Source organism: Nocardioides bruguierae (assembly GCF_023554635.1).
GTDB lineage: Bacteria > Actinomycetota > Actinomycetes > Propionibacteriales > Nocardioidaceae > Nocardioides > Nocardioides bruguierae.
The window spans coordinates 406,553-426,768 of the sequence record NZ_JAMJPH010000001.1 but is presented as its reverse complement, the minus strand read 5'-3'; the positions used below and the strand labels follow the sequence as shown (position 1 = coordinate 426,768).

The window sequence follows — 20,216 nt, the reverse complement described above, 5'->3', positions numbered from 1 at the left end:
GCCCATGACCGCTCCCCGGACGGGCAACGACGCCCGCCCCCGCCTGATCGACTTCTGGCACGACCTCCCGCGCGAGGGCAAGCTCCTGCTCTCGATCGTGGTGATCCAGTTCCTCGGCACCGGCCTGGTGCTGCCGTTCCACATCGTCTACCTCGCCGAGGTGCGCGACTTCGGCTACGCCAACGCCGGTCTGCTGATCGCCCTCCAGCCCCTGGTCGGGCTGGTCGCGGCCGGCCCCGGCGGGTCGCTGATCGACCGCCTCGGCCCGCGCACGGTGATGGCCACCGCCCTGGGCTGCCTCGTGGTCGGCGGCGTCGTCATCGCCTCGGCCAGCACCCTGCCGGTGGCCGCGCTGGGCCTGGGCCTCAACGGGCTGGCGTTCGGCATCGAGTGGCCGGCGGCGCAGTCGCTGGTCGCGTCCGTGGTGCCCTCGCGCATCCGGCACCGCTACTTCGGCATCAACTTCGCGCTGCTGAACCTGGGCATCGGCCTGGGCGGGATCGTCGGCGGCCTGTTCGTCGACGTCGAGCGGGTCATCACCTTCCAGGTCATCTACCTCGCCGACGCGGTCTCCTACCTGCCGGCGATCGTGCTGCTGCTCGGGCCGCTGCGCCACGTCGGCGGGCGGGTCGTGGCCGCCACCGCGGACGACGGCACCCCGGCCGCCCGGGTGGGCTACCTCGACGTCCTGCGCCGGCCGGGCGTGGCCTCGGTGATGGCGCTCGGCTTCCTGGCCTCCTTCGTCGGCTACTCCCAGCTCAACGCGGGCATGCAGGCCTTCGCCCGCGAGGTCGGCGAGGTGTCCACGCGCGGCCTCGGCCTCGCCTTCGCGGCCAACACCGCCGTCATCGTGCTGCTCCAGCTGGTGGTGCTCCAGCGGATCGAGGGACGCCGGCGGACCCGCGTCATCGCGGTCATGGGCGTGGTGTGGGCCGCCTCGTGGCTGCTGCTCGGCGCCACCGGGCTGGTGCCGGGCACCGCCGCGGCCACGGTCCTGCTGGCCGCTTGTGCGTCCGTCTTCGCCCTTGGCGAGACCCTCATGCAGCCGACGTTGCCGGCCCTGGTCAACGACCTGGCCACCGACGACACCCGCGGCAAGTTCAACGCGCTGAGCTCGATCTCCTTCCAGTCCGCGGCCATCATCAGCCCGCCGATCGCCGGCTTCCTCGTCGGCCACGGGCTCGGCACCGCCTACGTCGCGGTGCTCGTGGTGGGCTCGCTGGCGCTCGGCCTGGCGGCCGTCGGCCACCTGGAGAAGCGCATCGACCCGCGGGTCAACGGGATCGTCGCGGACGAGCCGACGCCCGCCCCCGGGGACGCCGACGCGGCCCCGACGCTGCCGGCCTCCGGGATCGTCTGAGGGGCCGGTCCAGACCGGTCCGAAAGGTGTCCGGTTGCTCCTGCTGACCTGCGTGGACGACTGTTCCCGCAGGTCCTCGGCGACCCCTCACCCGTTGGAGGGGGACCGGAGGGCCTACGGTTGACCGGCTCGTCAGCAACCCGAAAGGCCCCTGTGGAAGCACTGAGCAGCTGGTTCACCTACGTCTCGGCCAACATCGACTACATCTGGGAATCGACGCTCGCGCACGCGCGCATCAGCCTGATCGCGGTAGCCCTGGCGACCGTCTTCTCGATCACGCTCGGCGTGATCGTCCAGCGCCGACCTCTGGCCAGGACGATCGTGCTGACCGCGGCCGGCATCCTGCTGACGATCCCCTCGCTCGCCCTGTTCGCCCTGTTCATCCCGGTCTTCGGGATCGGCAACACACCGGCGATCGCGGCCCTGTACCTCTACGCGATCCTGCCCATCCTCCGGAACACGGTCACGGGTCTGGACTCGGTCAGCCCCGCTGTCGTCGAGTCCGCCCGGGGCATGGGGCTGAGCACGTGGCAGCAGCTGGTGAAGGTCCGGCTGCCCCTGGCCTGGCCGGTGATCATGACCGGCATCCGCGTCGCGACCCTGCTGACCGTGGGCATCACGGCCATCGCCGTCCTGGTCGGCGGTGACGGGCTGGGCACGTACGTGCAGTCCGCGCTGACCCGCAACGGCCTGCCGAACGCGACGGAGCAGCTGTACGTCGGCGTGGTCTTCACCGTCGCGCTCGGCCTCGTCCTCGACCTCGTCCTCGCAGTGGTCCAGCGGTTCACCACCGCCAAGGGCCTGCGCCTCTGACACCCCACCCCGACCAAGGAGCGACCTGATGAACGCACAGGCCAAGATCCACCTGGACCGGGTGGTGAAGAAGTACCCCGGCAGCAAGGTCCCCGCCGTCGAGGAGCTGACGCTGGACATCCCCGAGGGCGAGATCCTCGTCCTCGTCGGCCCGTCCGGCTGCGGCAAGTCCACGACGCTGCGCCTGATCAACCGCATGATCGAGCCCAGCGGCGGCCGCATCCTGCTCGACGGGGAGGACGTCACCAAGGCGAACCCCGACAAGCTGCGTCGCCGCATCGGCTACGTCATCCAGCAGGTCGGGCTCTTCCCGCACCACACGATCGCGGACAACATCGCGACGATCCCGAAGATGCTGAAGTGGGACAAGAAGCGGATCACCGAGCGGGTCGACTACCTGCTCGACACCGTGGGCCTCCCGCCGGAGCAGTACCGCGACCGCTACCCCCGCGAGCTGTCGGGCGGCCAGGCGCAGCGCGTCGGCGTCGCCCGCGCGCTCGGTGCCGACCCCGACATCATGCTGATGGACGAGCCGTTCGGCGCGATCGACCCCATCACCCGCGAGCGTCTCCAGAACGAGTTCCTGCGCCTGCAGGAGGAGATGCACAAGACCATCGTCTTCGTCACCCACGACATCGACGAGGCGATCAAGATGGGCGACCGGATCGCGATCCTGGGCGAGCGCAGCACCATCCGCCAGTACGACACCCCCGAGCGCATCCTCGCCTACCCGGTCGACGACTTCGTCAACGACTTCATCGGCAACGGCTCGACCATCAAGGGCCTGAACTTCCTGCAGGTCTCCTCCCTGCGCCTCTCGGACTACCCGGCCCTGCGCGAGTCGGAGTCCGCCGCCGCGGGCCTGAACCTGCTGCAGGAGAAGGGTCGCGACTGGCTCGTCGTCCTGGACGGCGAGGGTCGCCCCGTCCGCTGGGCCAGCCAGGAGCAGCTGGGCCAGGCCGGCACCGGCGACATGCGTGGCGTGGGCGTCGAGGTGGGCGACCACCTCAAGGACGAGAACACGCTGTTCGAGGCGCTCGAGCTCATGGTGCAGTCGGCTGCCGGCCGCACCTGCGTCGTGGACGACGCGGGCCAGTTCCAGGGCATCGTGGACATGGGCCACCTCAACAAGGCCATCCGCACGGCCCAGAGCGAGGCCCGTCGCCACTACGAGGAGCTGGAGGCGAACGCATGAGCCAGAGCGCACTCGCGCTGGGCAACACCTCGCGTCCGAAGAAGACCATCGACGGGTCACGCGGCGCCTACCTGATCGACCGCTACGGGCTGGTCGTCGCACCGTTCCTCATCGCTGCGCTCGCGCTCGTCCTGTTCCTGTACTACCAGAGCCTCGACGTGCCCAACGCGGTCACGCAGGTGCGCACGTCGCTGGACCCGGAGGAGCTGCGGGCCGAGACGCTGCGGCACATCGAGATCTCGTTCCTGGCGACGCTCCTGGTGCTCGTCGTCGCGATCCCGGCCGGCGTGCTCCTGACCCGGCCGCGGTTCCGGCGGCTCGCGCCGTTCGTCCTCGGCATCGCCAACGCGGGGCAGGCGCTCCCGGCCTACGGCCTGATCGTGATCGGGCTGACCATCTCCGGGCAGGGCGTGTTCTCCGTCGTCTGGACGCTCGCGCTGTTCGCCCTGCTGCCCGTGCTGCGCAACACCATGGTCGGGCTCCAGGCGGTCGACAAGAACGTGGTCGAGGCCGGCCGCGGCATGGGCATGACGAAGATGGCGATCCTGTTCAAGATCGAGCTTCCCCTGTCCATCCCGGTGATCCTGGCCGGCGTGCGCACCACCATCGTCATCACGATCGGCATGGCCGCGCTCGCCTTCCTCATCGGCGGTGGCGGCCTGGGCATCACCATCAGCACCGGGCTGAAGCTGGCGCAGGACTCCGTCCTGATCGTCGGCGCCGTGCTCGTCGCGATCGTCGCGCTGACCTTCGACTGGATCGCCGCCTGCGCGGAGCGTCTGCTCAAGCCCAAGGGCCTCTGAGAGGCCTCTACGGCCACCGAGAGCCGCCGCCCCCACCCGGGGCGGCGGCTCTCGTCGTTCCGGACGACGTGGGCCCTCGGACTCGCGACGGGACGTCGTCCCTCCTCGACCAGCGGGGTGGGTGCCGCCCGTCCTCGACAGCGGTGGCGAGGCCAGGCTCCGGATGCAGCGACGCCGCCGACCCCCGCAGGGGCCGACGGCGTCGGAGCGGTGAGGCTCGGCGTCAGAGGATGCCGATCTCCTCGAGGTAGGACTCGGCCACGGCCTCGGCCGGGGTGCCGTTGTTGTCGACCTCGCCGTTGAGCTCGGCCATCTTCTCGTTGTCGAGCGGCTCGAGGATCGTGTCGGCGATCTCGTCGTAGGTCTCGGCGTTGGCCTCGTACAGGTCGTCGCTCATGGTGAAGGAGACGTTGTAGAGGATCATGACGCCCGGGTCGTCGACCAGCTCGAGGTTGAGCGAGTTGATGCGGCCGTCGGTGGTGAAGACCTCGCCGAAGTCGCAGTTGCCGTCAGCGGTCTCGGTGTAGATGAGGCCGGTGTCGAGGATCTGCTGCTGGCTCTTGGGCACGGTGTAGCCGGTGGCGTCCTCGAAGAGCACCAGGCCGTCGGGGCGGCTGGGGAACTCGGTCTCCATGCAGACGGTGGCGTCGGGGTTGGCCTCGAGGTAGTCGGCCAAGCCCTGGAAGTCGAAGCCGCCCTCGGCCTCGGCCAGGTCACCGTTGGCGGCGAAGCCGTAGGTGTCGTTGAACGGGGAGAGCCCGACCCACTTGATCCCGTTGTCGGCCAGGTCCTGCTCGGCGGTGACGTCGTAGAGCTCCTGCGGGTCCTGGCTGGGGTCCTCGTTGCCGAGGTGGACCGTCCAGCCGGTGCCGTTGTACTCGGGGTAGACGTCGATGTCGCCCGCGAGGAGGGCGTCGCGGTTGACGCTCGTGCCGCCCAGGTTGACCTGGTTGGTGACGTCGGCGCCGTACGCCTCGAGCGCCTGCGAGAACATCTCGCCGAGCAGGATGTTCTCGGTGAAGTCCTTCGAGCCGACGGTGACGGACACACCGGACAGGGCCTCGCCGTCGGCGGAGCCGCTGCCGGAGTCGCTGCCGCAGCCGGCGGCGACGAGGGCGAGGGCGGCGAGGCCGGCGGTGGCGCCGAGCAGCTTCTTCTGGTTGCGCATTCGGTATTTCCTTCAGTCGCGTGCAGGTCTGCCCGCGGAACACCGGTCCCCGAGAGACTGACCAGGACGAAGAAGAGCGACACCGCACACAGCACGAGAAACACACCGCAACAGCGCCACGGTCTCAGCGAATGTCGTGCCGACGCCGGTCATGCCTGGGTTCCGTGAGCACCGCTACGCTACCCGGCTTAACTCAGCCTGAGAGGGTGATGGAGGGCCCCCGGCATAACGATGCCGCAAAGATCCACCAGCCCGGACGCGGACGCCGGGCGACCGCGACGTGCCCTCCGGGCCCGAGGTGGCGCCGCGCGGGTCCTCCCGTCCTGCCCCTGCGGGCGGACGGAACGGGACCCGTCCGCGCGAGCACCTGGCCGGCCCCTCGGCAACCAACCTGGTGCGTGTCTCGCCCGGATCCCCCGTCGGCGCGGCCAGTCTGCCCGGTCGCCGTCGGGCTGTCACGACGACGGCGAGGTTTCACCCGCAGGGGTTGCTCACCCGTCCAGACGGGCCCGCAGGAAGCGCACCGTGCGCGCCATCGAGTCCGTGAACTGCGGACCGAACGCGTGCTCCTCCCCCGCGTACTCCACCAGACGGCTGCGGACCCCGGCCCGCTCCAGCAGCCGCTGGGTGGTGCGCGACCAGCCGATCGGGCAGACGTCGTCGCTGGTGCCGTGGTGGATGAGCACCGGTACCTCGATCCGGTCGAAGTAGGTGCGGGGCGAGAGCTGCCGGTAGGCCCGCGGCTCCTGCGCGGGCGTGCCGCCGACGGCCTGCGCCAGGGCGGCGGCGAAGTCGGGGCGCTCGGGCACCGTCCAGCGGGCGAGGTTGTCGGTGAGGTCGGAGCTGACCGGGGCGAAGACGACGGCGGCGTCGACCAGGTCCGGGTCCGCCACGATGGCGTTGTACGTGACGCCCCCGCCGGCCGAGCGCCCGAGGAAGGCGGTGCGGTCCTCGTCCACGACCGCCATCTTCTTCACCTCCTGCACGGCACCGATGGCGTCCCGCGTCCAGGCCAGGCGGCTCTCCCAGCCCACCTTGCCCACCGGGTCGGAGCCGGCGTAGCCGCCGTAGTCGGTGTGCAGCACCACGAAGCCCCGGGCGGCCAGGTACTCCTGCTCCCGGCTCAGCCCCTGCCCCAGGCTGTAGTACGAGGGCTCGATGTAGCCGTGGTTGAGGACGACGGCCGGGAACGGCCCACGCCCGCGGGGCACCAGCAGCTCGCCGGAGACCGTCCGGTCCTCGACCCGGTAGGTCACCGCCCACGAGCGCCACGTGTCGGTGGAGGCCAGCGGCTGGGTGCGGTTCAGCCGCCCCGAGCGCACCCCGTCGCGCATGAGCGCCGGCAGGGACACCTTCCGCTCCACCCGGGGCAGGTCCTCGGCGGCCACGGTCTCGTCGGCGCTGGCCGACCCGGACGCCGACCCGCCGGCCGTCCCCGACTCCGAGGGGCTCGCTGCCTGCGACGGCGACCCCGACGATCCCGGCGACTCGGACGGGGCGGGCGCGCTGCTGCTCGCGGGCGCGGCCGCGCCGCCGGCGTCCTCCTCGGCGCCGCTCGTGCAGGCGGTGAGGACGAGCGCGAGCGCCGCCAGCGCGGCGGCGAGCGGTGTGCGGGTCATGCGGGCTCCTGACCGTGTCCCGGGGGCGGGTGCTGCGTCGGTGCTGCGTGCGGGCAGCGTGGGGGCTGCTCGGTGGGGCCAGCCTGCCGGGTCGGGCAAGGCGTCCGCTCGCCGTGAGGGGTGAGCGGACGTCCCACGCCGCGCGGCAGGCTGGTGGGCGTGAGCACCCCCGAGCCCAAGACCTGCGCGACCTGTGGCCGCACGATCGAGTGGCGCAAGAAGTGGGAGCGCAGCTGGGACGACGTGCGCTACTGCTCCACCGCCTGCCGCCGGCACAAGCCCGGGCCCACGGACGAGGCGCTCGAGCGGAGCATCACCGACCTGCTCGCCTCGCGCGCGGCCTCGTCGACGATCTGCCCCTCGGAGGCGGCGCGGGCGGTCGGCGGGGAGGACTGGCGCGACCTCATGGAGCCGGCGCGGCGTGCGGCGCGGCGGCTGGTGGCGGCCGGACAGGTGGAGATCACCCAGGGCGGACGGGTCGTGGACCCCTCCACGGCCAAGGGCCCGATCCGGGTGCGCCGGGCCCGCTGAGACCGGCCTGCCAGGCTGGGGCCGCCGGCGGGTCAGACGAGCCCGGCGGCCGTCTCCAGGAACGGGCGGCCGACCGTGCGCGCGCCGAACCCGCTGACGTAGAGGCCGGTCGAGACGCGCTCGAGGTAGGCCCAGTCCCAGATGCGGCGCGCGTCCAGCCCGGTCGCGGTCGCGAGCAGCCCGCACCAGCCGCGCAGCCGGGCGCGCGCGTCGGCGCCCCGCAGGTGCGAGGACCAGTCGCGCACCGCGACACCGAGGTCGTAGGCGGGGTCGCAGGCGAACCCGTCGGGGTCGACGAAGGCCCAGCCGGTGCCGCGTCCGTCCCGGGTGCGGAGCAGGTTGGAGGAGTGGGCGTCGCCGTGCACGGTGACGGTCGCACCGGCCCAGCCGGCCAGCCGCTCGGCCGCCGCGAGCGCCTCGCGCAGGGCCGCGGGATCGGTGGCGCCGCCGAGCCGTGCGTCGGTCTCGCGCACCGAGCGAGCCAGCGACAGCGCCTTGTCCTCACGCGGCCCCGCCGGTGGCGGCGGTACCTGCCACGCCTCGCGCAGGGTGCGGGCGAGCACGGTGAGCCGGTCCTCCACGGAGCCGCCGGTGGCGTCCAGGGACGGGCCGAGCCGCTCCAGCAGCAGCGCGTCGGCCCCGTCCGCCAGACCCAGGTCGGACGCCGGCACGTGCGCGTGCAGCCGCGCGTACCCGCGTCCGTCCGCCGCACGCAGCACCCTGACCTCGTCGACCGCTCCGCCCTCGTCGACCTCTCCGCCGTCGCGCCCCTCCCCGAGCCCCGGTTCGGGCAGCCGCACCTTCAGCACCCGTTCCTGCCCGGCCCGGGTCGTGGCGGCCAGCACGTACGAGGCCGAGCCGCCGGGCAGTGGCCGGCCCCAGGCGAGCTCCCAGCGATCGGCGAGCGCGTCGAGGACGCCGGGCAGGGCCGCGTGCCACGCGGCGCCGGCCTCCCCCAGGTCGGCCACCCGGGCGCGCGTGAGCGGCTGGAGCCGTGGGGGTGCGCTCACCGCGGCGGCCCGTCGTCGTCCGCACCCGTGGCCAGGTCCCCGCACTCGACCAGCACCGGCGGGTGCGCCCGCAGGTAGGGCCGTGCGCCGGCGTCCCCCGTCGCGACGTCCAGGACGCCGGCCCAGTGCTCGCGCCCGAGCAGCACGGGGTGGCCCGGGGTGCCGAGGAAGCTGGCCCGGGCCAGCGAGCCGGGGCCGCTGCACCGCAGCACGACGCGCGCGGCGACCTCGGCCCGCAGGTCGGGCAGGTCGACCAGGGTCACGAGGGCGGCCGCGACGTCGGTGCCCGCGAGCGCCTCGAGCCCGGCGCGCAGCGAGGCGGACTGGCCCTGCGCCCAGTCCTGGGCCACGACGACCCGCACGGCGTCGTCCGACTCGAGCAGGTCCGCGGCCTCGGGCGCGGCACCCAGCACCACCGTCACCGGGTCGCAGCCCGCGTCCCGCAGCAGGGCCACGGCACGGCTCAGCCACGGACCGCCCTCGTCGGCGGCCAGCGCCTTGGGCCCACCGCGACGGGTGCCGGCGCCGGCGGCGAGGACCAGGCCGGCCACGCGGGCGGCCGGTGCCGCGGCGCTCACGCCGTCGTCCCGAACGCCCGCTCGTACAGGCGCAGGCGCGCGGGGGTCTCCTCCCCGGAGAAGCCGCAGACCATCACCTGGGAGCCCGAGGCGGCCACCAGCACGTCCTCGCCGACCTCCAGGGCCAGGCCGTCGAGCAGGAGGTCGACGTCGTCGAGCACGTCGAGCCGCAGGGTGCCGGCCTCCTCGCCGGCCCAGGTGCGGTCGGTGACGACCGTGACGCTGCCATCACCGGCGTCGGTCACCGTGCCCGACCAGGCGCCGTCGGCGAGCCGCAGCCGGGCCGCCGTCGGCACGGCGCAGCGGCCGCTGGCCGAGGCCGCGGTCAAGGTCAGGACGGGGTACGCGGCCTCGTCCTGGCTCTCGCTGCCGTCCTCGCCCTCGTCGGTGCCGGAGGAAGGGCTGCCGGACGGGCTGGTGGACGGGCTGGTGGACGGGCTGGCCGAGGGGGCCGGCTCCGCCGTCGGGGTGCCCTGCGAGGCGCACCCGGAGGCGAGCACCAGCGCGCACAGGCCGGCGAGCAGGAGGGGTCGGGGGCGGTGCACCCGGCCAGTCTCACACGGGCCCCGTGACCGGCCCGGACGTGCCGCACGGCCCCGGTCCACTGAAGGGACCGGGGCCGTGCGGGTGGTGCAGGTGCTACGAGGCAGGACTCAGAAGTCCATGCCGCCCATGCCACCGTCGCCGCCCGGCATGGGGGCGGCCTTCTCCGGCTTGTCGGCGACGACAGCCTCGGTGGTGAGGAAGAGCGCCGCGATGGAGGCGGCGTTCTGCAGGGCGCTGCGGGTCACCTTGGCGGGGTCGATGATGCCGGTGGCCAGCATCTCGACGTACTCGCCGGTGGCCGCGTTGAGGCCCTGGCCGGAGGGGAGGTTGCGCACCTTCTCCGACACGACGCCACCCTCGAGACCGGCGTTGATCGCGATCTGCTTGAGCGGGGCCTCGATGGCGACCTTGACGATGTTCGCGCCGGTGGCCTCGTCACCCGTGAGGTCCAGCTTCTCGAACGCGTTGGCGCCGGCCTGGACGAGGGCGACGCCACCGCCGGCGACGATGCCCTCCTCGACGGCAGCCTTCGCGTTGCGCACGGCGTCCTCGATGCGGTGCTTGCGCTCCTTGAGCTCGACCTCGGTGGCCGCGCCGACCTTGATGACGGCCACGCCGCCGGCGAGCTTGGCGAGGCGCTCCTGGAGCTTCTCGCGGTCGTAGTCGGAGTCGCTGTTCTCGATCTCGGCGCGGATCTGGTTGACCCGACCCTCGATCTGACCGGCGTCGCCGGAGCCCTCGACGATGGTGGTCTCGTCCTTGGTGATGACGACCTTGCGCGCGGTGCCGAGCAGCTCCATGCCGGCCGACTCGAGCTTGAGGCCGACCTCCTCGGAGATGACCTGGCCGCCGGTCAGGATCGCGATGTCCTGCAGCATGGCCTTGCGGCGGTCACCGAAGCCCGGGGCCTTGACGGCGACGGACTTGAAGGTGCCGCGGATCTTGTTGACGACCAGCGTGGACAGGGCCTCGCCGTCGACGTCCTCGGAGATGATCAGCAGCGGCTTGCCGGACTGCATGACCTTCTCGAGGATGGGGAGCAGGTCCTTGACGGAGCTGATCTTCTGGTTCGCGATGAGGATGTAAGGGTCGTCGAGGACGGCCTCCATGCGCTCCATGTCGGTCGCGAAGTAGGCGGAGATGTAGCCCTTGTCGAACCGCATGCCCTCGGTGAGCTCGAGGTCGATGCCGAAGGTGTTCGACTCCTCGACCGTGATCACGCCCTCCTTGCCGACCTTGTCCATCGCCTCGGCGATGGCGTCGCCGACGGTGGTGTCGCCACCGGCGGAGATGGTCGCGGTGGCCGCGATCTGCTCACGGGTCTCGATGTCGGTGGCCATGCCGAGCAGCTGCTCGGACACGGAGGCGACAGCCGCCTCGATGCCACGCTTGAGGCCCATCGGGTTCGCACCGGCGGCCACGTTGCGCAGGCCCTCGCGGACCATGGCCTGGGCCAGCACGGTGGCGGTGGTGGTGCCGTCGCCAGCGACGTCGTCCGTCTTCTTGGCGACCTCCTTGACGAGCTCGGCACCGATCTTCTCGTAGGGGTCCTCGAGCTCGATCTCCTTGGCGATGGACACACCATCGTTGGTGATCGTGGGGGCGCCCCACTTCTTCTCGAGCACGACGTTGCGGCCCTTGGGACCGAGGGTCACCTTCACCGCGTCAGCGAGCGTGTTCATGCCACGCTCGAGACCGCGGCGGGCCTCCTCGTCGAATGCAATCAGCTTCGGCATAACTCCTGCGATCCTTCGCATCTGAAGAGTCGGTGGACGAGCCGTGGCGCTGCCCGCGACGGACGACCGCTGCGGCCCGCCGGACCATTCCCGACGGCGCTGCGGCCTCAGCTCCCCGGCTCGGGGGTACTGTCACTCTCACAGAGAGAGTGCCAGCGTCATGTTTAGCACTCGACCCCCTCGAGTGCAAACGTCCTTGCCCTCTCCCCGCCGCGCTCCCGCCCCGCTCCCGCCCCGCTCCCGCCCCGCTCCCAGGGCCGGCGTCGGAGCCTCCGGCTAGCGTGCCTCGGGTGGACGAGCACCCCCTGAGCGACACCGCCGACCTCTGGGACGCCGAGGCCGACGCCTTCGACGAGCCCGCCGACCACGGCCTGCGCGACCCGACGGTCCGCGCCGCCTGGCGCGACCTGCTGCTGGGCCTCGTGCCACCGCCGCCGGGCCGGGTCGCCGACCTGGGCTGCGGCACGGCCACCCTCACCGACCTGCTGGCCCAGGCGGGGTTCGAGGTCGACGGCGTGGACGTCTCCCCGCGGATGGTCGCGCTGGCGCAGGCCAAGACCGCGCAGCACCGGGGCGTCACGATCACCCGCGGCGACGCAGCCCGGCCGCCGCTGGCCGACGGCACCTACGACGTGGTGCTGTGCCGGCACGTGCTGTGGGCGCTGCCGGAGCCGGTCGAGGTCCTGCGGCGCTGGGGCGGGCTGCTCCGGCCGGGCGGCCGGCTGGTGCTCGTCGAGGGACGCTGGGGCAACGGCGCCGGCCTGGCCGCGGAGGAGACGCAGGCGCTGCTGCGCGACGCGGGGCGCCGGCCCCGCCTCGTCCGCCTGCCCGAGGCGGTCTACTGGGGTCGGGAGATCAGCGACGACCGGTACGTGGTCGTCGGCTGAGGCTCAGCGACCGCCCCTGGGAGCCGCGTGGCCGAACGGCACGTCCTCGCGCTCGCCGAGTGCTGCCAGCAGCGAGGGCAGCATCGCCTCGGCCGTGCGCTTGTAGCCCAGCGGGCTGGGGTGGAAGCGGTCGAGGCTGAACATCTCGTCGGGGTTGGTGATGAAGAACGGCCCGACCACGTGCGCCAGGGAGACGGCGTGGGCGCCGGCGTGCAGCGCCGCGCGCTCCTGGGCCGCCGCCAGCTGGCGCGAGGCCCGCGAGCCCAGCGTCCGCAGCGGCTGCGGCACGGGGCGCAGCGCGCCCAGGTCGGGGCAGGTGCCGACGACCACGCCGGCGCCGAGCGCGCGCAGCCGGGTGACGGCGTCCTCGAGGTGGGCGGCGGAGTCCGCCACGGGCACCCGGTGGGTGACGTCGTTGCCGCCGACGACGATGACGGCCAGCTGCGGCCGGTAGTCGGGCGGGAGGGCGTCGAGCTGGGAGGCGAGCGCGCAGGACTCCGACCCGACGACCGCCGCCGTGCGCAGCCGCACCGCCCGGTGCAGCTGCTTGGCCAGGCCCTTGCTCAACCGCGCCCCCAGCGTCTCCTTGCGGACGTCGGCCCCCAGGCCGGCCGCGATGGAGTCGCCGAGCAGCAGCAGGTCCAAGGGGTCGCCGTAGCCGGCCTTCCACACCCGGTCGGCGTCGATCGCGTCCTCCCCCAGCGGCTTGCCGATGATCGCGCGGGCCTTCGCGGCCTGGGCGTGCAGGAGCTGGCGGAACGCGACCCCGAGAGCACCGCCGACGGCACCCACGGCCCCGGCGGCCACTCCCACGGCGATGAGACGACGACGCACGCCACCGGTCTACGCCGCGTCGCTGAACAACCGGTGAGCACCGGGTGGTCGGTGGAAGAAGGTCGTCCGTGCGTGTCGATCGACGGCCTCCCCGGGCGTCACCCGGGTGACAGACTCGCGCCACACGGGCCGAGCACGAGCACGAGGAGCAGCCATGACCACGACCGAGTACGCCGTCCTGCTGACCGCCGACGAGTCGGCCTGGGAGACCGCGACCCCCGAGGAGCAGGCGGCGACCTTCGAGGTCCACTCCGCCTTCGCCGCCGCGCTGGAGGCGCGTGGCCACACCATCACCGGTGGCATGGAGCTGCACCCGGCCGCCACCGCCACGGTGCTCGCCCCCGACGGCGCCGGCGGCGTGCGCACCACCCAGGGCCCGTTCGCCGAGGCCGCCGAGCAGCTGGGCGGGCTGTACACGGTGGCGTCGGCCGACCTCGAGGACCTGCTGGAGGTCTGCCGCATGCTGGTGGCCACCGGCGCCACGATCGAGGTCCGCGCCGCGGTCGACCACGGCGGCCAGGCGTGAAGATCCTCGTCCTCCTGCACGAGGAGGACCCGGACGCCTGGCTGCGCGCCTCCGCGCAGGAGCGGCAGGCCGCCTTCGACCGGCACCGTGCGTTCGACGCCGCCGTGGAGGAGCGCGGGACGCTGCTCGCCGGCGCGGCCCTGGAGGAGACCGGACGCGCCCGGGTGCTGCACCCGGGGGCCGACGGCGCCCGGACGGTGACCGACGGGCCGTTCGCCGAGAGCACCGAGCAGCTGACCGGGATGTACCTGGTGGACCTGCCCAGCGTGGAGGTCGCCCTGGAGCTGGTGGCGCTGCTGCCGACCGGCTACCGCGTCGAGGTGCGCGGCTCGGTGCCGCTGGAGGACTACTGAGCCCCGACGAGCGCCTGGCCGCGGCGGTGCGGGAGGACTGGGGCCGGCTGCTCGCGCTGCTGGTCGCCCAGTACCGACGGCTCGACCTCGCCGAGGACGGGCTGGCGGACGCCGTGGAGGCGGCCGCCCGCACCTGGCCGGCCGACGGCGCCCCGGACAACCCGCCGGCGTGGCTGCTCACCGCGGCGCGCCGGCGGGTGCTGGACCGGCTGCGCGCCGAGGCGGTGCGCGCCCGGCACCAGCCGCTGCTCGAGGTCGAGGCCTCCCTCGTGGACGCGGTCGACCGGCTCGACCCCGCCGACCTGGTGGGCGACGACGCGCTGCCGGACGAGCGGCTCCGCCTCGTCCTGCTCTGCGCGCACCCGTCGCTGGCCCCCGAGCACGCCGCGGCGCTGACGCTGCGGATGGTGATGGGCGTGAGCACGGCCGAGGTCGCGCGGCTCTTCCTCGTGCCCGCCCCCACGATGGCCGCCCGGCTCACCCGTGCCCGCAAGCGGCTGGCCGGCGCCGGGTTCGCCGTGCCGGACGGCGACGCCCTGGCCGAGCGTGTCCTCCTGGTGGGCGAGGTCGCCTATCTCGCGTTCACCGCCGGGTACTCCCCCGGCACCGGCCCCGACGTGCTGCGCGCGGACGTCGCCGGGGAGGCGCTGCGGCTCGTGCGCGTGGTGCGGGGGCTGCTGCCGTCGTCCTGCCCGGAGGAGGTGCGCCACGAGGCCGACGCCCTCCTCGCGCTGCTGCTGCTCCAGCACTCCCGGCGCGGCGCCCGGGTCGACGAGGACGGCGGCCTCGTGCTCCTGCCCGACCAGGACCGCACCCGGTGGGACCACGCGGCGATCACCGAGGCGCTCGCCCTGCTGACCCCGCTGGCCACCGCGCCCGCGTCCCGGTGGCTGTGCGAGGCGCTGGTGGCGGCCGAGCACGCGATCGCGCCCACCTCCGCGGCCACCCGGTGGGACCGGGTCGTGGCCCGCTACGAGGAGCTGCTGGCGCTGGGCGAGAGCCCCGTCGTCCGCCTCAACCGGGCCGTGGCCCTCGCCGAGATGCACGGCCCGCACGCCGGCCTCGAGGCGCTGGCCGCGATCGACGCCGACAGGCTGCCCGGGCACCGCCTGCCCGGCGTCCGCGCGGAGCTGCTCGCCCGCGCCGGCCGCACCTCCGAGGCCCTGGCCGCCTTCGACGAGGCGATCGCGGCCTGCGAGAACGAGGCCGAGCTGGCCCACCTGCTGCGTCGTCGCGCCGAGACCTCCCGATGAGGCGTCTCCGCCACTAGTGCGCGACGAAGTGGTCCTGTTCTCGGCCGTCGGCGGTGCTTTTCGTCGCGCACTAGTGGGACGCACCGCGGGCCCCGACCCGAGGTGGGTGCGGGGCCCGCGGTGGCGGAGCGTGCGGGGCCGGGTCAGGCGATGCCGGTGCCCACGAAGGCCGAGTAGGAGGCCTTGATGGTGGCGGCGGGGCCGACCTGGTCGGAGACGGCGTCGAGCGTCTTGAGGCCCATGCCGGTGTTGATGATGACGGTCTCGGCCTCGGGGTCGAGCTGGCCGGTCTGCACGAGCTTGCGGGTGACGGCCACGGTGGTGCCGCCGGCGGTCTCGGTGAAGACGCCCTCGGAGCGGGCGAGCAGCAGGATGCCCTCGCGGACCTCGTCGTCGGTGACGTCCTCGACGGCGCCGCCGGTCTCCCGGGCGATGTCGAGCACGTAGATGCCGTCGGCGGGGTTGCCGATGGCGAGGCTCTTGGCGATGGTGTCCGGCTTGACCGGGCGGATCGCGTCGACGCCGGCCTTGTAGGCGGTGGAGACGGGCGAGCAGCCGTTGGCCTGGGCGCCGAAGATCTTGTACGGCTTCTCCTCGACGAGGCCGAGCTTGATCATCTCCTGGAAGGCCTTGTGCACCTTGGTCAGCTGCGAGCCGGAGGCGACGGGGATGACGACCTGGTCGGGCAGGCGCCAGCCGAGCTGCTCGGCGATCTCGTAGCCCAGCGTCTTGGAGCCCTCGGCGTAGAAGGGGCGCACGTTGACGTTGACGAACGCCCAGCCCTCCTCCTCGGCGGCGATCTCCTGCGCGAGCTTGTTGACGTCGTCGTAGTTGCCCTCGACGGCGACCAGCGAGTCGGTGTAGACGGCCGAGTTGACCTGCTTCGGCTTCTCCAGGTTGGAGGGGATGAAGACGACGGTCTTCATGCCGGCGCGGGCACCGGCGGCGGCCACGGCGTTGGCCAGGTTGCCGGTCGAGGGGCAGGCGAAGACCTTGGCGTCGAGCTCGCGGGCGGCCGAGAGGGCGCAGGCGACGACGCGATCCTTGAAGGAGTTCGTCGGGTTGGTGGAGTCGTCCTTCACCCAGAGCTTGGAGATGCCCAGTTCACGGCCGAGGTTGCCGGCCTCGAGCAGGCGGGTGAAGCCCGGCTCGGTGTTCGGGGACTCCTCGATGTCCGTGGGCACCGGGAGCAGCGCCTTGTAGCGCCAGATGTTGCGCGGGCCGCCCTCGATCTCCTCGCGGGTCACGGCCGGGAAGTCGTAGGCCACCTCGAGGGGGCCGAAACACTCCGGGCAGGCGTAGGAGGGGCCGAGCTCGACCTCGTGGCCGCACTCGCGGCACAGGAGGGAGCGCGCGTTGCCGAAGGCACCCTCGCGGACGCCGGGGGCGGTACCGGGGCCGGTGGACACCTCGGTCGTCGTCTCGATGGACTCGATCGTGGACGCAGCGCTCATGAGTACCTCCTCCTCATCTTCCCCGAGCACGTCTCTCGTGCCGGGCCGGAATTAGCACCTTTTCCGCGATCCGTTCCTGGCTGGCGTGCCAGGAGGCGGAGGTTCGCGGCGGTTGCCGGGACTTCAACGGGCCGTTCCCTCAGTCCCTCTCGATGAGAGCTGTGGCCACTGTACGTCCCGGAGTCTCGAATGGCGTACTCGAGTCCCAGGATGCGGTCGCGGCCACGTGTCTGATCGCCCCGTGGCGGGGCGACCTGAGCCGAACCCGGGCCGGGCCAGGCAAACCCAGGCGAACCGGGGCGGGCTCAGCGCTCGGCGGCGTCGTGCGCGAGCCGCGTGAGCAGGTCGACCACCCCGTCGGGGCCCTTCACGACGACGTCCGCCAGCTCGACGAGCGCCTGCTGCTCCGGCGAGGCGGAGGCGACCTTGAGCACCCGCAGCCCGTCCTCGGCCAGCACGTCGAGCTGCTTCATGGCCTCGACGTCACCCAGGTCGTCCCCGGCGAACAGGAAGCCACGCGCGCCGAGGCGCTGGGCGATCTCGGCCACGGCCATCCCCTTGTGCACCCCGGGGGCCCGGACCTCGACGACGTTGCGTCCCGGCTCCACGCCGAGGTCGTGCTCCTCGGCCAGCGCGGTCAGCGGGTCCAGCAACCGCTCGAAGGCGGCCTCGGGCTCGGCCAGGCGGCGGGTGTGCACCGCGACGGCCAGCCCCTTCTCCTCGACGAAGGCGCCGTCGGCGTCCTTCTCCTCGAGCAGGTCGGGCAGGGCGTCGACGAACTCGCGCAGGCCCTCCGGCGGCTCCGGGGTGTCGATCTCGCGGTGGCCGCCACGCCATCGCTCGTTGCCGTACTGCCCGAACAGGAACAGCTCGGTGCCGGCGGCGGCGAGCCGGTCGGCCAGCGCGTCGAGGTCGCCGAGGCCGATCACCTGCTCGGCGGGGCGGCCGGTGATGATCGCGACGCCCGCCACGTGGGGGGCGAGCGTCGCCAGGGCCTCGTGGGCGTCGGGATGGATGCCAGCGGAGGTGGGGTCGTCCACGATGGGCGCCAGCGTGCCGTCGAAGTCGAGGCCCACGACCGTGCCGTCCAGCACGGTCAGCAGGTCGCTCCAGCGACGCTCGGCGTCGGCGTTCGTGAACTCCATGTCGAACAGGGTCACACGAGCCGCGCTCGCGCGCGTCCCCTGATCGGCAGATGGGCCGCGACCCCCGCTCCCCCGCGGCGTGGCGTGTGGGCGGGGTCTCACCGCCCGGCCGGGCTCAGTCCAGCTCGCCGGTGAGGATGACGGTGAGGCGGTCCATCTTCATCGGGTCCGAGGCGGTGACGACCCGGTCGATGCCCAGGTCGCGCGCCAGCAGCTTCGCCTCCCGCTGGAGCCGCGCCGGGTAGTACACGGTGTTGGCCGGGATGGTGCCGTACCAGTTGTCGGCCCCGACGACGTTCCAGCCGACGTCGGTGGCCGAGGTGGCGACCTCGCCGGCCAGGCCGCTGATGGAGGAGTTGTTGTAGACCTCGACGTAGGTCTTGGACCGGTTGACCGGCTTGCGCGTCCTTGTCGCGCTCGGCTCCTCGGACGGCTCGGCCGCCTCGCTCTCCTCACCCGCACCGGCGGAGGACCCGTCGCTGGCCGAGGCGGATGGGTCGGCGGTCGCCGAGATGGAGGCGTCGGAGGCGGTGGTGATCTCCCGCTCCGCCTCGTCCGAGCCGCTCGTGGTCACCCACGCGACGCCGGCGAGCACGAGCGCGGCGAGGGAGAGCAGCAGGACGGGGGTGGGGAGCACCGCACCGCGGTCCGGCGCCTCGTGGCTGCGCGGACCCACGATCAGATCTCGAAGCCGAGGCGGCGGGCGGAGCGCTGGCGCTGCCGCGCGGCACGCATGCGGCGCAGCCGGCGCACGAGCAGCGGGTCGGCCTCGAGGGCCTCCGGCCGGTCGATGAGCGCGTTGAGCACCTGGTAGTACCGCGTGGAGCTCATGCCGAACTTCTCGCGCACGGCCGTCTCCTTGGCACCGGCGTACTTCCACCAGAGCCGCTCGAACTCGAGGATCTCGAGGTCGCGCGCGCTCAGGCCCGAGGCGTCCCCGGCGACCTGTGCGTCGTCCCGCTGAGGCTCCATGCGTCCCTTGCTCCCCTGCTGGTACTGGTGTGACTGGCGGTGCTCACGATGCTGGTGAGAGCCCTGTGAAAGCCTCTCTCACCTGCACGTCCACGGTAGCGCAACCGAACTACACACCTGTGATTCCTCGGACGACGGCGTGGGGACGTGTCGCTGCGCCCACCACGGTCCCCGGCCGGCCGACGGGGCCGCACGTCGGCCTGCAGCGAGGCCGCCCGGCACGTGAGCCGGACCACGCGGGCCCAGGCGGCGTGCGGCTCCCCGACGACCCGCGCTGACCACCGCCCCGGCAGCGGCGGGCCGGGGCAGGGCAGGTGGCAGGGTGTGCGTCATGGACGCCCGCACCGCACCCACCGCCACCGACCCGCTGCGCTGGGGGTTCCTGGCCACCGGCACCATCGCCCGCAACGTCGCCCGCGACCTCGCCCTCCTGCCCGAGCACCGGATCGTGGCGGTCGGCTCGCGCAGCACGGGCTCGGCCGAGGCCTTCGCCGAGGCGCACGCCCCGGGCGCCACGCCCCACGGCTCCTACGCCGACCTCGTGGCCGACCCGGAGGTCGAGGTCGTCTACGTCGCCTCCCCGCACTCGATGCACCTCGAGCACGTGCGGATGGCGCTGGAGGCCGGCAAGCACGTCCTGTGCGAGAAGCCCGTCGCGCTGCGCGAGGGCGACGCCGCCGCCATGGTCGCGCTGGCCCGCGAGAAGGACCTGTTCTTCATGGAGGCCATGTGGACGGCCTGCCACCCGGTGATCCGGGCCGTGCTCGCGGAGGTCTCCTCCGGCGTGCTGGGCACCCCGCGGCGGCTGCGCGCCGGCCTCGGCTTCGTCGTCCACGCCGGCCCCGAGAGCCGCCTCGTCGACCCCGCGCTCGGCGCCAGCGCCTGGCTCGACATGGGCATCTACCCACTCACGCTGGCCACGCTGATGCTCGGCGAGCCCGCGTCGATGGCGGCGGTCGCCGACCTCTCCGAGGGCGGGGTCGACCTCGACATGGCCGTCTCCGGCCGGCACACCAGCGGTGCGCTGTCACTGATGTCGGCCTCCATGACGTCCTTCTGCGACGGCGGCGCCGTGCTCGAGACCGACACCGGCCGCGTCACCTTCGACGGCTACTTCCACCACCCCGAGCACGCCTGGTTCCACGAGGTCGACGTCGAGGCCTCCCACGGCGACCTGCTCGTCGAGGCCGCACCCCGCGAGATCGTGCCCGCCGAGCCGGTGCTCGGGCAGGGCTACTGCCACGAGCTCGTCGAGGTCGCCCGCTGCCTGGCCGCCGGGGCCCGCGAGAGCAGCCTGGTGCCGCACGCGCAGACCCTCACGATCATGCGGATGCTGGACGAGGTGCGCGCCCAGACGGGAGTCACCTTCCCCGACGACCCCTCCTGACGCGCCCTGACGGGCCGGGCCTCGATCCGTCGTCCGACACCCGGCC

The 20,216-nt window shown here is 73.2% G+C and carries 21 protein-coding genes and 1 riboswitch; of the genes, 10 read left to right on the top strand and 11 right to left on the bottom strand.

Annotation, left to right across the window (positions count from 1 at the left end; all coding sequences use genetic code 11):
* Window positions 1-4: 4 nt before the first annotated feature.
* From M8316_RS01975 to M8316_RS01960, 4 genes are all read left to right on the top strand, one after another.
* Window positions 5-1,360: an MFS transporter gene (locus tag M8316_RS01975; RefSeq protein WP_250051495.1), complete on the top strand. Its 1,356-nt coding sequence runs from the start codon at window positions 5-7 to the stop codon at window positions 1,358-1,360.
* Window positions 1,361-1,513: 153 nt separating this feature from the next.
* Window positions 1,514-2,173, top strand: coding sequence for an ABC transporter permease (locus tag M8316_RS01970; protein WP_250051493.1), 660 nt, complete (start codon window positions 1,514-1,516; stop codon window positions 2,171-2,173).
* A 28-nt stretch (window positions 2,174-2,201) separates the two neighbouring features.
* Window positions 2,202-3,368, top strand: coding sequence for a betaine/proline/choline family ABC transporter ATP-binding protein (locus M8316_RS01965; protein WP_250051490.1), 1,167 nt, complete (start codon window positions 2,202-2,204; stop codon window positions 3,366-3,368).
* The gene (locus M8316_RS01960) at window positions 3,365-4,171 is read left to right on the top strand and encodes an ABC transporter permease (protein WP_250051488.1); all 807 of its coding nucleotides are present in this window, start codon (window positions 3,365-3,367) and stop codon (window positions 4,169-4,171) included. The genes M8316_RS01965 and M8316_RS01960 overlap by 4 nt, the downstream gene beginning before the upstream one ends.
* 223 nt (window positions 4,172-4,394) lie before the next feature.
* Here the strand turns inward: M8316_RS01960 and M8316_RS01955 are convergent, their stop codons facing one another.
* Window positions 4,395-5,339 (bottom strand): glycine betaine ABC transporter substrate-binding protein, encoded by a 945-nt coding sequence (locus tag M8316_RS01955; protein ID WP_250051486.1) that lies wholly within the window; start codon window positions 5,337-5,339, stop codon window positions 4,395-4,397.
* Window positions 5,340-5,830: 491 nt separating this feature from the next.
* A complete protein-coding gene (locus tag M8316_RS01950) occupies window positions 5,831-6,958 on the bottom strand; it encodes an alpha/beta hydrolase family protein (RefSeq protein ID WP_250051484.1) in 1,128 nt (375 codons plus the stop codon).
* Between the two features lie 159 nt (window positions 6,959-7,117).
* Between M8316_RS01950 and M8316_RS01945 the strand changes: the two genes are divergently transcribed.
* Window positions 7,118-7,489 (top strand): DUF2256 and DUF3253 domain-containing protein, encoded by a 372-nt coding sequence (locus M8316_RS01945; protein ID WP_250051482.1) that lies wholly within the window; start codon window positions 7,118-7,120, stop codon window positions 7,487-7,489.
* A 32-nt stretch (window positions 7,490-7,521) separates the two neighbouring features.
* Here M8316_RS01945 and M8316_RS01940 read toward each other — a convergent pair whose 3' ends face one another.
* The 4 genes from M8316_RS01940 to groL all read right to left on the bottom strand — a co-directional run bounded on the left by M8316_RS01940 (window position 7,522) and on the right by groL (window position 11,359).
* Window positions 7,522-8,499: an aminoglycoside phosphotransferase family protein gene (locus M8316_RS01940; protein ID WP_250051480.1), complete on the bottom strand. Its 978-nt coding sequence runs from the start codon at window positions 8,497-8,499 to the stop codon at window positions 7,522-7,524.
* The gene (locus M8316_RS01935; RefSeq protein ID WP_250051478.1) at window positions 8,496-9,077 is read right to left on the bottom strand and encodes a nucleotidyltransferase family protein; all 582 of its coding nucleotides are present in this window, start codon (window positions 9,075-9,077) and stop codon (window positions 8,496-8,498) included. The genes M8316_RS01940 and M8316_RS01935 overlap by 4 nt, the downstream gene beginning before the upstream one ends.
* Window positions 9,074-9,622 carry a hypothetical protein gene (locus M8316_RS01930; protein ID WP_250051476.1) on the bottom strand — a complete coding sequence of 183 codons (549 nt, stop codon included), beginning with the start codon at window positions 9,620-9,622 and terminating at the stop codon, window positions 9,074-9,076. Before M8316_RS01930 ends, M8316_RS01935 begins: the two co-directional genes overlap by 4 nt.
* 108 nt (window positions 9,623-9,730) lie before the next feature.
* Window positions 9,731-11,359, bottom strand: a complete 1,629-nt coding sequence (gene groL, locus M8316_RS01925; protein ID WP_250051474.1) for a chaperonin GroEL — start codon at window positions 11,357-11,359, stop codon at window positions 9,731-9,733.
* Window positions 11,360-11,649: 290 nt separating this feature from the next.
* Between groL and M8316_RS01920 the strand changes: the two genes are divergently transcribed.
* The gene (locus tag M8316_RS01920; RefSeq protein WP_250051472.1) at window positions 11,650-12,246 is read left to right on the top strand and encodes a class I SAM-dependent methyltransferase; all 597 of its coding nucleotides are present in this window, start codon (window positions 11,650-11,652) and stop codon (window positions 12,244-12,246) included.
* Window positions 12,247-12,249: 3 nt separating this feature from the next.
* Here the strand turns inward: M8316_RS01920 and M8316_RS01915 are convergent, their stop codons facing one another.
* Window positions 12,250-13,080, bottom strand: coding sequence for an SGNH/GDSL hydrolase family protein (locus tag M8316_RS01915; protein ID WP_250051470.1), 831 nt, complete (start codon window positions 13,078-13,080; stop codon window positions 12,250-12,252).
* Window positions 13,081-13,234: 154 nt separating this feature from the next.
* Between M8316_RS01915 and M8316_RS01910 the strand changes: the two genes are divergently transcribed.
* The 3 genes from M8316_RS01910 to M8316_RS01900 are packed head-to-tail and all read left to right on the top strand — an operon-like array spanning window position 13,235 to window position 15,212.
* Window positions 13,235-13,606 carry a YciI family protein gene (locus M8316_RS01910; protein WP_250051468.1) on the top strand — a complete coding sequence of 124 codons (372 nt, stop codon included), beginning with the start codon at window positions 13,235-13,237 and terminating at the stop codon, window positions 13,604-13,606.
* A complete protein-coding gene (locus M8316_RS01905) occupies window positions 13,603-13,959 on the top strand; it encodes a YciI family protein (RefSeq protein ID WP_250051467.1) in 357 nt (118 codons plus the stop codon). The genes M8316_RS01910 and M8316_RS01905 overlap by 4 nt, the downstream gene beginning before the upstream one ends.
* 26 nt (window positions 13,960-13,985) lie before the next feature.
* Complete coding sequence (locus M8316_RS01900; RefSeq protein WP_250051465.1) at window positions 13,986-15,212, top strand: RNA polymerase sigma factor; 1,227 nt, start codon at window positions 13,986-13,988, stop codon at window positions 15,210-15,212.
* A gap of 143 nt (window positions 15,213-15,355) precedes the next feature.
* Here M8316_RS01900 and thrC read toward each other — a convergent pair whose 3' ends face one another.
* From thrC to M8316_RS01880, 4 genes are all read right to left on the bottom strand, one after another.
* Window positions 15,356-16,666, bottom strand: a complete 1,311-nt coding sequence (thrC, locus tag M8316_RS01895; RefSeq protein ID WP_250051463.1) for a threonine synthase — start codon at window positions 16,664-16,666, stop codon at window positions 15,356-15,358.
* Window positions 16,667-16,676: 10 nt separating this feature from the next.
* A riboswitch (SAM riboswitch) is annotated at window positions 16,677-16,825 on the bottom strand.
* 146 nt (window positions 16,826-16,971) lie between these two features.
* Window positions 16,972-17,811: a trehalose-phosphatase gene (otsB, locus tag M8316_RS01890; protein ID WP_250051462.1), complete on the bottom strand. Its 840-nt coding sequence runs from the start codon at window positions 17,809-17,811 to the stop codon at window positions 16,972-16,974.
* A 115-nt stretch (window positions 17,812-17,926) separates the two neighbouring features.
* Window positions 17,927-18,487, bottom strand: a complete 561-nt coding sequence (locus M8316_RS01885; protein ID WP_250051461.1) for a LytR C-terminal domain-containing protein — start codon at window positions 18,485-18,487, stop codon at window positions 17,927-17,929.
* Between the two features lie 2 nt (window positions 18,488-18,489).
* Window positions 18,490-18,783 carry a DUF3263 domain-containing protein gene (locus M8316_RS01880; RefSeq protein WP_250051460.1) on the bottom strand — a complete coding sequence of 98 codons (294 nt, stop codon included), beginning with the start codon at window positions 18,781-18,783 and terminating at the stop codon, window positions 18,490-18,492.
* Window positions 18,784-19,114: 331 nt separating this feature from the next.
* Here M8316_RS01880 and M8316_RS01875 point away from each other — a divergent pair, with 331 nt between their 5' ends.
* Window positions 19,115-20,170: a Gfo/Idh/MocA family protein gene (locus M8316_RS01875; RefSeq protein WP_250051459.1), complete on the top strand. Its 1,056-nt coding sequence runs from the start codon at window positions 19,115-19,117 to the stop codon at window positions 20,168-20,170.
* The last annotated feature ends 46 nt before the right edge of the window (window positions 20,171-20,216 follow it).